At 37.9% G+C, this 14709-nt stretch carries 11 protein-coding genes; 8 read left to right on the plus strand and 3 right to left on the minus strand.

The genetic code is table 11. The annotated features are described in order from the left end of the window. Positions 1–18 precede the first annotated feature (18 nt). From ABJH90_RS00420 to ABJH90_RS00455, 8 genes are all read left to right on the plus strand, one after another. Positions 19–1383, plus strand: coding sequence for an MBL fold metallo-hydrolase (locus ABJH90_RS00420; RefSeq protein ID WP_348139547.1), 1365 nt, complete (start codon positions 19–21; stop codon positions 1381–1383). Positions 1384–1452: 69 nt separating this feature from the next. After that, positions 1453–1872 carry a hypothetical protein gene (locus tag ABJH90_RS00425; RefSeq protein WP_348139549.1) on the plus strand — a complete coding sequence of 140 codons (420 nt, stop codon included), beginning with the start codon at positions 1453–1455 and terminating at the stop codon, positions 1870–1872. A gap of 173 nt (positions 1873–2045) precedes the next feature. Next, positions 2046–2489 carry a hypothetical protein gene (locus tag ABJH90_RS00430; RefSeq protein ID WP_348139551.1) on the plus strand — a complete coding sequence of 148 codons (444 nt, stop codon included), beginning with the start codon at positions 2046–2048 and terminating at the stop codon, positions 2487–2489. A gap of 9 nt (positions 2490–2498) precedes the next feature. Then, entirely contained in the window at positions 2499–3158 is a 660-nt protein-coding gene (locus tag ABJH90_RS00435; protein WP_348139553.1) for a hypothetical protein, read from the plus strand. Between the two features lie 197 nt (positions 3159–3355). Then, positions 3356–5566, plus strand: a complete 2211-nt coding sequence (locus tag ABJH90_RS00440; protein ID WP_348139555.1) for an alpha-glucuronidase family glycosyl hydrolase — start codon at positions 3356–3358, stop codon at positions 5564–5566. A 127-nt stretch (positions 5567–5693) separates the two neighbouring features. Further along, positions 5694–6803: a glycoside hydrolase family 43 protein gene (locus ABJH90_RS00445; protein WP_348139557.1), complete on the plus strand. Its 1110-nt coding sequence runs from the start codon at positions 5694–5696 to the stop codon at positions 6801–6803. A 102-nt stretch (positions 6804–6905) separates the two neighbouring features. Then, positions 6906–8465, plus strand: coding sequence for an alpha-L-arabinofuranosidase C-terminal domain-containing protein (locus tag ABJH90_RS00450; RefSeq protein WP_348139559.1), 1560 nt, complete (start codon positions 6906–6908; stop codon positions 8463–8465). A 108-nt stretch (positions 8466–8573) separates the two neighbouring features. Next, positions 8574–10082: a biopolymer transporter TolR gene (locus tag ABJH90_RS00455; RefSeq protein WP_348139561.1), complete on the plus strand. Its 1509-nt coding sequence runs from the start codon at positions 8574–8576 to the stop codon at positions 10080–10082. Positions 10083–10151: 69 nt separating this feature from the next. On the opposite strand, the gene ABJH90_RS00460 is transcribed toward ABJH90_RS00455, so the two are convergent. From ABJH90_RS00460 to ABJH90_RS00470, 3 genes are all read right to left on the minus strand, one after another. Then, entirely contained in the window at positions 10152–10649 is a 498-nt protein-coding gene (locus tag ABJH90_RS00460; protein ID WP_348139564.1) for a heme-binding domain-containing protein, read from the minus strand. Positions 10650–10727: 78 nt separating this feature from the next. Further along, the gene (locus tag ABJH90_RS00465) at positions 10728–13040 is read right to left on the minus strand and encodes a glycoside hydrolase family 3 N-terminal domain-containing protein (protein ID WP_348139566.1); all 2313 of its coding nucleotides are present in this window, start codon (positions 13038–13040) and stop codon (positions 10728–10730) included. Positions 13041–13065: 25 nt separating this feature from the next. Further along, a complete protein-coding gene (locus ABJH90_RS00470) occupies positions 13066–14688 on the minus strand; it encodes a carboxylesterase family protein (protein ID WP_348139568.1) in 1623 nt (540 codons plus the stop codon). Between the last annotated feature and the right edge of the window lie 21 nt (positions 14689–14709).

Here is a 14709-nt window from a genome sequence, read left to right on the forward strand (position 1 = left end):
CGCAATAAACTCGAGAATATGGTTAGAATACATTTTTTAGGGGCTTCGGGTACGGTCACAGGATCTAAATTTTGTATTGAAACAGATGAGCAAAACATTCTTATAGATTGTGGGATGTTTCAGGGCAGGAAGGACCTTAGGAGATCTAATTGGGAACCATTGCCTTTTTCGGCCAACTTAATTGATGTTGTTTTATTAACGCATGGTCACCTTGATCATACGGGTTATTTACCCAGATTGGTAAAGGCCGGATTTAAAGGTAATATTATAGGAACCGGCCCTACACTTGCAATAACAAAGATAATATTGCTGGATAGTGCAAAGATAAATGAGGAAGAAGCAGAAATAGCCAATAAGGAGGGATATAGTAAGCATAGGCCGGCGCTACCATTGTATAACATGCAGGATGCAGAAAATGCAATAGCTCTATTTAGAGCCGAAGAGATTAACCAATGGACACAACTTTCTGAAAAAATCCGGTATAGATTCAGGTATAACGGGCATATAATTGGTTCAACTTTTATCGAAATAGAAATTTCCGGTAAGCGTTTTGTTTTTTCCGGAGATGTTGGAAGGCCAAATGATATTTTGTTAGATCCGCCAGTTAAACCTGAGTGGGCAGATTTTCTTTTTATTGAAAGTACCTATGGCAATAAATTACACCCGCAAGATAAGGTAGAGGATAGACTGGTTGCCCTTGTTAATAAAACACTATATGAAAGAGGAAACCTGCTCATTCCTTCTTTTGCGGTAGAACGTCTGCAATCTCTGATGTATTTATTCTGGAAGCTTTATAAGAAGAATAAAATACCAAATATTCCTGTTTTTATTGATAGCCCCATGGGCAACAACGTACTTTCTATTTTTGAACGCTTCCCAAATTGGCATAAGTTATCTCCAAATGAATATAAGGCGATGTGTGCCCACATAAATATTATTGACTCCTACAGACAAACATGGGAAACTATAGACGATCCCAGACCAAAAATTGTTATTGCCGGAAGCGGAATGGTTACAGGTGGAAGAATTCTCACTTATTTGCAACAATTGCTAGATAATCCGAATACTAATGTTTTATTGGTTGGTTACATGGCTGAAGGAACACGTGGAAGAGCACTTTTGGAAGGGGCTCAAGAACTTAAGATTTTTGGAAAATACTATTCAGTGAAAGCCAGTATTCATCACGAAGAAAGTTTATCAGCCCATGCAGATCAAAAAGAGTTGCTAGACTGGATGGATTCTATTAAAAATATTCCGGAACGTGTTTTTTTGATTCATGGAGAGCGGGAAGCCTTATTAGAATTTAAAATTAAAATTGCGGATGTATATAAATGGCATGTGCATATTCCTGAAATATTTGAAACGGTTGATCTTATTTTTTAAAATCACATGATCTATATCATTGCTTATACTTTTGATCAGGAGTAGTTTTAAAATATCAGGCTCAAAAACATGGAAAATAAAACGAAAGATCAAAAACTTGATACCATTCAAAAATTACATTTAGAAACACAGCAATGGAATTCTTCTTTTTTCTTAATGAACGATGAATTATTATTCATAGAACAACTTCTTCACTCCTATGTATTTGAGCCTAATACGCCTAATTTGTTTGAGCGTTTACAAGACTATCTTGAGCGTCTGAAGCATATTAAAAGTGATAAGACTAATATGCAGAAACTTATAGTACATCATGAAAATAATCTTGGAGGATCCATTGAAAGTAAAAACAACAAATTTGATGAAGACGTTCATGTGGAACATGAGAAGCTAAAAGCCCATGTGGCAAATTGTTTACAGAAGTTTCAAATTCTCAAAGCGGAGATATTTAATTACGCCGGCGGCATTTTAAAAAGGCGAAGACCGGACTAACATTAATCCTAACTGGCATAATACCTACCTGATATTTATCATTTCCTTTGGTTTAATAAAAAACTAAATTGGAATCATATAATAAATATTCCTGGGCAATATCTTAAGGGAATAGAATATTAGATATCAATACAATTAGAGTTTAAATATGTGCTATTATAAAATTTAACAAAATGAAAATCAAGGAAAACACGCATCGTTATATTGAATGGATAGATCCGGAAGAGATGCATAGGACAACCTTACTCTGGCTATCGGAATTAAGATTTATGAAAGATGAGCAATTGTTTTTGAACAATCTGATAAAGCATTATACCGTACAATTGGCTGATTCAAAAATTTTTGGGAAAAGTAAAGTAATTGTAACTGGACTAAGTGATCTGGAGAAACAAACCATTTCACTTATGAAAAAGGTTCAGGCTCACGAAAATAAATTGGAAATAATGATTGATGATGTTGATCAAATAGAATTGGAAAGGGCTTACCGCGATTCCCACAGAGTATTGACCAGAAGCATGGATTATTATAAAGAAGAATACAGGGAAATCAAATCGGAGCTTTTTAATTTAGTTTCAAGTGTACTGAAGAAGGAGAAACAAAAGCGATTATTAAATTAATTAAAACATATGAAGAAAGCACTTATTTTAATTGCATTGTTATCATTGGGATGTTCGTCCACGGAATTGGTAGATAATTGGAAAAATCCGGACATTGTAATTTTTGATGCCAGTAATGTACTTATTGTGGGGATGACTTCTAATTATAAAGCTCAGGAGAAATTCGAAACCAAAATGAAAAGAGAATTTTCCAATAGGGGAGTGGAAGCCATGCGCAGTTTGGATGTATTTGATGTTAAATTTACTGATTCTGAAAGGTCTGAAGAAGAACTTGATGACATGGAACAATCCCTCCTGGATAAAGATTTTGATGCCATTTTGTTTACTAAAATTCTTGGCTCAGAAAACAAAGAGAGCTTTAGAAAAGAAATGGCAGATGTAGATAATTACTACGGTAAATTCAAAGACGATTATTTAACACATCAGGATATTTATTATGATGAGAATTATTATGATGAATATAAGGTCTATCATGCAGAGACTTCCCTATACTGTATCTGTGTGGGCAAGGAACGCGAGCTCATTTGGCGTGGTATAATAGATATTACAGACCCTTCAAATATTAAAAATGTGATAGACGATTATATAGAACTTGTTGTTTTGGCCATGGAGGAACAAGATTTGATTTTTCACAAAGAGGCGGATGAAGAAGATTCAACCAATCTCTAGCCGCCATTACATTTTACTTTAAATTTGAAAATTTCATTTTATTTACTGTTCAAAGCCAGGGTGGGCTATAGTTAATATTTAACACTTTAGGTATTAATTAAATTTGTAATTTAAAAAATAAAGAGACCTTAATCATGCGACGCGTAATCGTAGATTTTAAAAAGTTAAATACTACCAGCCTGCACTAAAACTGAACAATGAATTCAAATTTTCATATTGGCCTTCTCTGCCTAAATATCAATATTTCTTTTACTCAAATAAAACTATTTTATATAATTACTTTTCTCACTATTTTCCATGCCAATTCGCAGACACCGGGAGGATATGAATTGTGGTTGGGATATCCTGAAATAGAAGAATCAACGGTAAGATCGGAATATGTAAAGATCACAAATTCCATATTTTTCAACAATAAAACTCCCATTCTGCAAACTGCGAAGAATGAACTCGTCAGAGGTCTTGATGCCATGTTAGGAAGAGCATCCGATGTGCAGGATTCTCCCAATTTATTGAATACCATGTGGGTGGCTAAGAAGGCTGATCTTAACCAGGAGTTACAGAGTGTACTAAAAGGAGATTTTGAAAGGATTGGCAAAGAGGGATTTATTATCAAATCTGTTTTGGTAAATGGAAAAAGTATTCTATTGGTTACAGCGAACGAAGAAGTAGGGATACTTTATGGGGTATTTAAATTGTTGCAATTAATGAAAATGCAAAAAGAATTGGCAGGATTAAATATAATTGAAGCACCAAAACTTGAATTACGAATGCTCAATCATTGGGATAATCTTGACCGCACAGTAGAACGTGGGTATGCCGGATTTTCTCTTTGGAACTGGCAGAAACTACCCAATTATATAGACCAACGCTATACAGACTATGCACGGGCAAATGCTTCCATAGGAATTAATGCCACTGTATTGACTAATGTAAATGCAAATGCCCTGGTATTATCTTCTGCTTATTTAGAAAAGGCAGCTGCCTTAGCTGATGTTTTTAGACCCTATGGGATTAAAGTTTATTTAACGGCCAGGTTTTCTGCTCCCATGGAAATTGGAAAATTAAATACCGCAGACCCTTTGGATAAGGACGTAATTGAATGGTGGAAGAATAAAGTAAAGGAGGTTTATAAATTTATCCCGGACTTTGGTGGTTTTTTGGTAAAAGCCAATTCCGAAGGACAACCCGGCCCGCAGAATTATGGAAGAACCCATGTAGATGGAGCTAATATGCTGGCAACCGCATTACAACCATTTGGTGGAATAATAATATGGAGGGCCTTTGTGTATTCTGAAACAGATGCAACAGACAGGGCAAAGCAAGCCTTTATAGAATTTGTACCCTATGATGGTAATTTCCTGGATAATGTTCTGGTTCAGGTAAAGAACGGGCCAATTGATTTTCAGCCAAGAGAGCCTTTTCATCCAATGTTTGGAGCTATGCCAAATACACCGCTGGTTATGGAGTTCCAAATTACCCAGGAATATCTTGGTTTTAGTTCCCATCTGGTATTTCTTCCTAAACTGTATGAAGAAGTGTTAGACGCTGAGACTTATAGTAAAGGCAAAAATGCCACAGTTGCTAAAGTTATCGATGCATCTTTATTCAATAATAAAATATCCGGAATGGCCGGGGTGGCAAATATTGGTACAGATTTAAATTGGACAGGACATCCTTTTGCACAAGCCAATTGGTATGGTTATGGGCGCTTGGCGTGGGATCCCTATTTAAGTTCCGAAACTATAGCAGATGAGTGGTTGCGATTAACTTATACCAACGACTTAAAGTTTGTAGTAGCCGTTAAAGAAATGATGACCATTTCCAGGGAAGCTGTTGTTAACTATATGACACCCTTGGGGTTACACCATTTAATGGATACAGGTCATCATTATGGCCCGGGTCCATGGGTGAGTGATTTGAGCAGGCCAGAATGGAATCCGACATATTATCACAAGGCCGATAAGGACGGTATTGGATTTGATCGTACCGCTTCAGGGAGTAATGCTACATCTCAGTATGCCCCTGAGATCGCTAAAGTTTTTAATGATCCGGAAACTTGCCCTGAAAAATACCTCCTGTGGTTTCATCATTTACCCTGGGATTATAAATTAAATAATGGAGGAATACTATGGGATGAAATTGCATTAAATTATCAAAAAGGGGTTGACCAGGTGGAAGAAATGATTAGCATCTGGAAGCAAGTAAAAACTTATATTTCTGATGATCCATATAATGAAGTAAGAATGCTTTTAGAAATTCAGCTAAAGGAAGCAAAATGGTGGAGGAATGCATGCCTTCTCTATTTTCAAACCTTTTCAGGAAGAGAACTACCACCTGGAGTGGAGCTACCTGATGAAAGCCTGGAATATTACAAATCTTTAAAATTCCCTTATGCCCCCGGGAATTAGGACGGAATGACTTTAAAAAAGGTTTCTTTTTGATTAACTTTCATCAGTCTTTTAAGAAAATAACTTAAGGGCTTGATAAATAATAGTAATAATTTTTAAGTACAAAATATTTAACCAAAACCACTGTATGGATACTTCGAAATTTAGAATCTTAAGTGTGAATTTGTTGGCTGCATTCCTACTTTTTGGATGCAAGGACAAAACAGTAAACAAAATAACAGAATCTTCCATAAATGAACTTCCCGAAGATACAGTCTCAATTATCAGAGCCAACCCTTTGCCACTAATTTCAGAGATCTTTACAGCTGATCCATCGGCACATGTATATGAGGGGAAATTGTATATCTACCCTTCACATGATTTTGAATCGGGCGTTGCTGAAGATGATTTAGGGAGTCATTTTGATATGAAAGACTATCATGTTTTATCGATGGATAGTATTGGAGGTGATGTTACAGATCATGGCGTGGCTTTGAACATAAAGGATGTTCCATGGGCAGGAAGACAAATGTGGGCACCTGATGCAGCCAAAAAGGAAGACACCTATTATTTATATTTCCCGGTAAAGGATAAATCGGATATATTTAAAATTGGAGTGGCCACAAGTGAAAATCCTTTTGGGCCATTTAAAGCTAAAGAGAAGCCTATAGAAGGTAGTTTTAGCATGGATCCTGCTGTTTTTGAGGATACTGATAGTGTCTATTATATGTATTTTGGTGGTATTTGGGGTGGACAGTTGCAACGATGGTCCAGCGGAATGTATAAAGGCGAGGATACCTACCCGGCTGAAGACCAGGCTGCGTTAACTCCTAAAATCGCAAAACTGACCGATGACATGCTGGGTTTTGCGGAAACTCCAAGAGATGTACTTATACTTGACAAAAACGGAAACCCATTACTGGCAGGTGACAATGAACGACGTTTTTTTGAAGCAGCATGGGTTCATAAGTACAATGGGAAGTATTATTTATCCTATTCAACGGGTGATACTCATAATATAGCATATGGTATTGGTGATAATCCTTACGGTCCTTTTACTTACCAGGGAGTCATTTTGAAGCCCGTATTAGGCTGGACCAACCATCATTCGATAGTTGAACACAATGGAAAGTGGTGGTTGTTTTACCATGACAGTTCCCTTTCGGGAGGGAAAACACATTTGAGAAATGTTAAGGTAACAGAATTGCTATACAATAAAGATGGGACCATTAAAACTATAAATGCCATGGTGGATTAAAGATTTGATCCATTATCGTTTCCCTATGATCCAAAATAGTATTAATACAACACTTGAAGACACAATTAAATGCCAGTTAATTATTAAAACAATTATCAAACAATGCCAAACCATAAAACTCTAACCATTCTCTTCTTAATTTTATTCCTGTCATTGCAAGCCATTATTGGTCAGGAAAATAAAATCACAATACACGTAAATAAAGCAAAAGACACGATAAGCAAACACATTTATGGTCATTTTGCGGAGCATTTAGGAAGGGGTATTTATGATGGTTTTTATGTGGGAAAAACCTCAGAAATTCCCAATATTAATGGGATAAGAAAGGATGTTGTAGAGGCGCTAAGAGAATTGGAAATACCTGTGTTAAGATGGCCCGGAGGGTGTTTTGCCGAACAATACCAATGGAGAGATGGGATTGGACCTGTTAAGGACAGACCACTTGTGGTGAACACTTTTTGGGGTGGTGTTACGGAAGATAATTCCTTTGGGACCCATGAGTTTTTGGAACTATGTGAGTTGTTGCAAACAGAACCCTATATTGCCGTGAACATAGCCAGCGGTACTGTAAAAGACGCCTATCAGTGGGTAGAGTATGTAACCTCTGATAAGGATAGTGAAATTACAAGACTGCGAAGTAAAAATGGCAGGGAACGTCCCTGGGATGTTAAATTTTGGGGTATAGGTAATGAGAACTGGGGTTGTGGTGGAAGTATGAACGCCGAATACTATACTAATGTCTTTAAAAGATTCAGTACCTACTGCAATGCAGAATTTAAAATTGCCAGCGGGGGAATCTATGATGATTTGGAATGGACTAAAACCTTTATGACCGGTATTAAGGGTACTCCCGGATATTTAAATATTGCACATGGATTGTCCTATCACTATTATACGATAGTCAATAATTGGGAGGTTAAAGGCTCTGCAACCGATTTTGTGGAAAACGAGTGGTTTAAAAGCATGCAAAATACTTTGAAGATGGAGGGAAATCTGGAAGATCATATTGCAATAATGGATAAACACGACCCCGATAATACTATAGCTTTGATTGCAGATGAGTGGGGCACCTGGTACGACGTGGAACCAGGCACGAACCCTGGGTTTCTTTATCAGCAGAATACCCTTAGGGATGCTCTGGTGGCTGCCCTAGGCCTGAATATCTTTAATAATCACGCCCGACGCATTAAGATGGCAAATATTGCTCAAACCGTAAATGTATTGCAAGCCATGATACTTACCAGGGGGAATCAAATGGTGAAGACCCCTACTTTCCATGTATTTAAAATGTATAAGGTGCATCAGGATGCACTTCATTTACCTTCTGAAGTAACTATACAAAATTATAAAAATGATAATAGTGAAATTCCGGCTTTGTCCGTTTCTGCCTCCAGAGATAAGAATAAAAATGTAAATATTACTATTGCCAATGTAGATCCCAAAAGGAATTTGCCAACATCTATTGAAATTCCTGGAATAGAAAATTGGGGAACTATCACCGCTAGTATTATTACTTCTGATAAAATGAACGCACTAAATGAATTTGGTAAAGAAGAATTGGTTCAAATTCAGAAGTTTTCGGATTACCGAATGAATACATCGAAGATTGAGTTAAATATACCTTCAAAATCTGTAGTATTACTTAGTATTAGTGACAATTAATTATATCTATTTAAAATAACGCCTATCAGTAATTTGGACAAAATTTGAAGAGCTTGAGGCAAAATGTTCTTAAATTTTTTTAGTCTGTTCATCAAAAACCTATATCAAATGAAAACCTCAAAATTATATTACGTCCTACTAAGCTTTATGATCTTTGCGATTAATGATGTACAAGCCCAGAACCAAATAGGAATTTTTGATAACAACAGCGATATCGGCGATTGTAGGTTAAAGGGATTTTCGGAATATTCTGCAGAAAATCAAACCTATAAAATTGGTGGCTCAGGAACCAATATGTGGTTTGGTAAGGATGACTTCCAGTATCTATGGACAACTATCCAGGGTGATTTTATCCTAAGGGCAGAGGTGAAATTTCTTGGCAAAGGTGTTGACCCTCACAGAAAAGTTGGGTGGATTGTTAAGAATAACTTAGACGCAAATTCACAACATGTAAATGCCACCACTCATGGCGATGGCCTGACTACGCTCCAATATCGCAAAGAAACTGGAGGAAATACAGATGAAGTGATTTCCTCTGATACGTTTCCGAATGTGATTCAGCTCGAAAGAAGAGGCAGTACTTATATCATGTCTTCAGCTAAATTTGGAGAAGAGTTTACGAGCGTGAAATTAAAGAATATGGAACTGGACAACTCTGTTTACATCGGAATTTATGTCTGCTCCCATAACCGGGAGGTAATGGAAACCGCGGAATACAGAAACGTCAGAATTATTAGACCGGTTGATCCTGATTACACGCCTTATCGCGACTATCTTGGCAGCAATCTGGAAATTATGGATGTAAGCAGTGGGCATCGCGAGATCATTTACAGATCTGCACATTCTATTCAGGCGCCCAATTGGACACCAGATGGAAAGAAATTAATATACAATTCAAAAGGGCATTTATATAATTACGAAATTTCTTCCAATGCCATCTCGCCCTTGAATACGGGATTTGCCGTAAATAACAATAATGATCATGTCCTCACTTTTGATGGTACAATATTGGGAATAAGTAATCATAACCAAGATGATAACGGCACATCTGCATTGTTTTATATGTCAGCCGAAGGGGATTCTCTACCCAAAATGGTCACAAAACCGGGAGTAGGGGCATCATATTTGCATGGTTGGTCACCTGATAATAAGAAAATGGTGTTTACCGGTAACCGAAATGGAGCGTATGATATTTACGCCATTGATATAGATTCCGGTAAGGAGCATCAGCTTACTAATCAAACTACTTTAGATGATGGGCCTGAATATAGCCCGGATGGTGAGTATATCTTTTTTAACTCAACGCGCACAGGAAAGATGAAACTGTGGAGAATGAAAGCTGATGGTGAAGATCAAACTCAGTTGACTTTTGATGAATATAATGACTGGTTTCCGCATATCAGCCCGGATAAAAAATGGATTGCGTTTATTTCTTTTCCCAAGGATATAGACCCCGCTGATCATCCGTTTTACAAGCATTGTTTATTGCGTATAATGCCCTATAATGGAGGAACACCAAAGGTGATAGCCTATATTTATGGTGGGCAGGGTTCTATAAATGTTCCAAGTTGGTCTCCGGATAGCAAAAAAATTGCTTTTGTGACCAATACTAAATGATGGTTTTGATTAATATCGTTCAGGTAACATAGCTATTCCTCTGAATTATGATTAACCGGGAACTTAACTTTATTGCCGTCTCTTGGGCATTACAAGACTATCTGCCGGATAGTTTTCTTTTAGATAGGTCATTTGATCTTTTGCCCAAACAATGATCTTTTGCCTTTGATCTTCTGTAAGATTAGCTTCTTTATGTAAACCTAAATTGGTATATGAGGGTAATGGCATTTCTTTCTCTTCTACCATTTCAATAGTTTCTTCAAATTTATGATTCTGAATAGCTATGGGCATTTTGGTAAAAGTTGAGAAATTTAAATGTTTCTTTCCATCTACTACATGGTCATTGAGCCACCATGCTACCGGCTGTACATTAGCGTACCATGGGTATTCTGTTTTATTGGAATGGCAATCATTGCAGGAAACCTGTAATAGATGGCTGACATCATCAGGAACCTCATATTTCGTGGAAACGTCATAAGTTAAGTCGTTGGATTCGTTTTTTTCAGGACGGAAAAATTGTATTATTATCAATAAAATGCCTAATGAGATTAAAACTTTCTTTAACATGATTTATCACTTAAGTTAGGGTCTAAATAAATTCATTTTTAGACATTGATTTTATCCAAGGGTTTAATTCAATAGCAATTATTTATACTTTTTTACACGATCATCAGAAATAACCCCTTTCCAGTTTAATCCAAAGGCAAAATCATATGAATTACCATTAGAATCTATATAAGGTTTCATATCCCTGGGTACATCTTCAAATTGTTCTTCAACCGTTTTCATATTCAAAGGCATTTGAAAAGGCAATAATGCAGATGGTTCTGCTTTTCCAGTAATTATTTCCATCAAGGCTTGATCCTGAACTCCCATATGCACTAATATAGAGGAAGAACTCTTTTCAATTTCCGAAAAAACCATCGGTTTGGAAATATTTACAATTACAATAACAGGTTTGTTTCCCATTTTTGATTTGGTATCATTTACCAAATTCATGTCGGTAGTATTAATTGCTGTCACCGATTTACCCTTATATGAACGGTTGGTAAAATCTTCAAGCGGACTTCCACCGGCAAGACTGATTTCCCGGGCATCATTTGCCGTATAAGGTCCGTATTGGAGACTAATAGGTACATAGCCATTACCACCCTTGGCTAAATCTTCTCTGTTATAACCAACACCGCCATTAGGATTTGCAATGCCTGCCAAAGCAAAATCTGCTTCTTCCGGATTTTCAACTACTTCAAAATACTTTTTAACGACTTCCATATTAAATGGATATTCCAGTTTCTCAGGAGTCTCCATTCCAAACCAATTCCTGCTGGCTGCTATATACCTTTTAGGAACATAGACCTTTTGCCTCGTTTTCAGTGGTAGTGTATTTTTATCGTTTTTCAGCATAACAATTGAACGCAATTGTGCATCAAATCCGGCCTTCATATATTCTGCATTCCCCACAATTTTTTCAGTCTCTTCGATATCCAGATAAGGATTTTCAAAAAGTCCTACCCTAAAAATATTCATCAGTAATCGAACCGCAGAGACCTCAAATCGTTTTCTCATATAGTCTTCCCCATGTTCAGCTACCCCAATTTTATAGGCTTCCAAAATGGGTCCCATATCGTTGTTGCCACCAAATTGGTCTACACCGGCTTCAATTACCTTATAATGACGTTCGGCTTCGGTCATGTTCTCAACTCCCCAACTTTTACCTTCAAATAAATCTACAGCGCTTACGTCACGGGTGATCCCCCAGTCTGTACAAACAACACCATCAAAGCCATATTCGCCTCTTAAAAGATCTGTAATCAGGTACTTGTTAAAACCATTACCTACTTTGTCATCATTCTGAGTATCCTGGCCAAAAGAAATCGTATAGTATGGCATAACAGCTGAAGCCATTTTCGTAGGACCCTCTAAGTTAAAGGCACCTTTAGTAAATGGTTGTAAATGACCTTTTAAATTATTACCCGGATAAACCGCATAGGCCCCATAGCCAAAATGACCGTCCCTGCCACCTTCTTCAGGACCTCCACCGGGCCAATGTTTTACCATAGCATTTACACTTTGGTAGCCCCAGCCGACTCCATTGTCTGAAGACTGAAACCCGTCTACATAGGCCCTGGCCATATCAGTAGCCAAATTGGGGTCTTCACCCATTGTGCCATCAAAACGGTTCCAACGAGGCTCCGTTCCTAAATCTATTTGAGGTGATAAAGAAGTAGCAATACCAAGAGCCCTATATTCTTTTGAACCAATTTCTCCAAACTGAAACATTAATAACGGATCAAAAGAAGCTGCAATTCCTAAAGTCCCGGGCCACATTGATATGTCACCACCTGCACCCGCATTGAACTCCGCATAGGAATCACTGCCATGGCGGGGATCTGAACTGGAATTGATGGGGATTCCTAATCCAATTTTTTCTGCCATGGCCTGGGCATTGTTGTTCCATTTGGCAGCTATAGCAGGAGATTCCACGCTTGTGATGAGTACATGTCTCAGATTGTCAGTCTCCAGAAATTTTAGTTGTGCATCGGAAAGATCACTTGGTGCCGCACCACTTTCGGCAAAAGGCTTCCCGCCATAAGTAGCAGGGCCAAAAAATCTATTGCCACCTGCCGGAATAGATTGATGCCCGCTATACAGCATCAAACCGGCAATTTGTTCTAAGGACATTTTTCCAGCCAGGTCTTGGGCGCGCTTTTCTGCAGGTAATCGCCAATCCTCATATGCATCTAATTTTCCATCCTTGCTCAAATCTTTAAAGGCATAGCGATCAACATTTAATAGCTTTACACCAGTATTTGGGCTATAACCCAATGTTTTTCCGCTTTCATTTTTTACCAGAGTAAAATCACCTTTATCTTCTTCGGTGAATTTTGGGGTACACCCCGATATAAAGACTGCAGATGCAATAGAGATTATTATTGAGGACTTCTTTAAAATGCTCATTATTTTTGTTTTCAGAACTCAGTTTTTATCTCTGGCTATTGGATACAAGCTCAAATAATTCTTTGTCCAATTGAGGTTTTACTTCACAAGTGTTATCTAAGTGCATGGTAGCGGTATTTGTTGGATTATATGCTGGCCATGTGGGTAATCCGGAATGGTTGGGATCCCCATTTTTAGCAAAATTAATCCAGGCATTGCTGACTTTGTCTGCTAAAGCATGCGCGGCTGCCCCGCCACCTGTCATATTTTTACCTCGCTCAATATTGTCAAAAACGAAGGGTAATTCCATACAGTGCAGGGATTTGTATTTGCCATCCCACACGGGGGACTGCCATGTAAAAAGATACATATAAACCGGTGCAGCATTTTGAACGTTCGATTTTGCGTTTGCCTGAACAACTGCTCCGGGTCGGAACATAGTATCCACATCCAGCAGGTCTTTTGGGTCACTATCGTTTGGATAAGCCTTTTTTACGGCCTGTATATATGCATCTGCTTTATCTTTGTATTGCTCCTTAATATGTTCCATTATTTGTTGTTCAGAAGCTTTGACAAAACGCATATTTGCAAAAGGAGCAAATTCATTTTTTGTGGTGCCTAACAATAACGGAATATCTTTGGAAAGCATAAAAGCTTCCTCAGAAAAAAGCTGATAAGGCAGGTCTTCACCATCACGACTGGGACCCCAGTTGAGGCCAAAGCCCATAACAGGTTTTCCTTCTTCCTTCATTTTTTCCTCTATGGTCTTTAATGCGCTAGTGCTCGCAGCACTCAAAATCTCAAAAGGAATTTTCTGCAGGCTGTCCACCTGTTTTTCATTTAATCCAAGATTGGAAAGTACCTCTGCTGCAATGGCCTGTGTTTCGTTTTTTTCCAACATAGCAGCACGGAAAGACCCACTTTGATTTATGGCTTTATGAAAAAGACCTTTTGCCTGTGGCATAGCCATTAGTGTATTTACCTTCGCACCGCCACCGGACTGACCAAAAATGGTTACATTACCTGCGTCACCCCCAAAATTTTTGATATTGGTCTTTACCCATTCGAGTGCCGCTACCATGTCAATAATACTATTATTGGCAGAATGCTTGTATTTCTCTCCATAGGCAGATAGATCTAAAAAACCAAGGACATTCAGACGATGGTTAATAGATACAACCACTACATCCCCTTTTTTACTCAGGTTTTCTCCATCTGTAGATGGTAATTCCTGACTGGAACCAGCTGTAAAACCGCCACCGTGTATCCAAAACAGAACAGGCCTTTTTTTACCATCGTCAATACTTGGGGTCCAAATATTAATTCGCAGGCAGTCTTCATTAGGATAACCCCAGTCATGGTCAAAAACAAATTCCGGTTCATCCATAACCTGTGTTGTAGGTGTCATAAGGGGTGCCACAGGGCCATACATCGTTGAACTTCTAACACCTTCCCAGGAATCGGCTTTTGTTGGAGCCATAAAACGTTCTGCTTTGGCATAAGGGATTCCTTTGTAGATATAAGTGCCATTATGTATATATCCACGCACTTTTCCTGATTCCGTATTAGTTATGGCGATGTTCTCACCCGTAATGACTTCCTGGGCAGAAAGAGTAATGGTCATTAAAAATAGGACCAGGCACATTAGATATAGATTAATTTTTTTCATTGTTCTAATATTAGTATTCTT

It is taken from the genome of Eudoraea sp. (assembly GCF_039969275.1).
GTDB lineage: Bacteria > Bacteroidota > Bacteroidia > Flavobacteriales > Flavobacteriaceae > Eudoraea.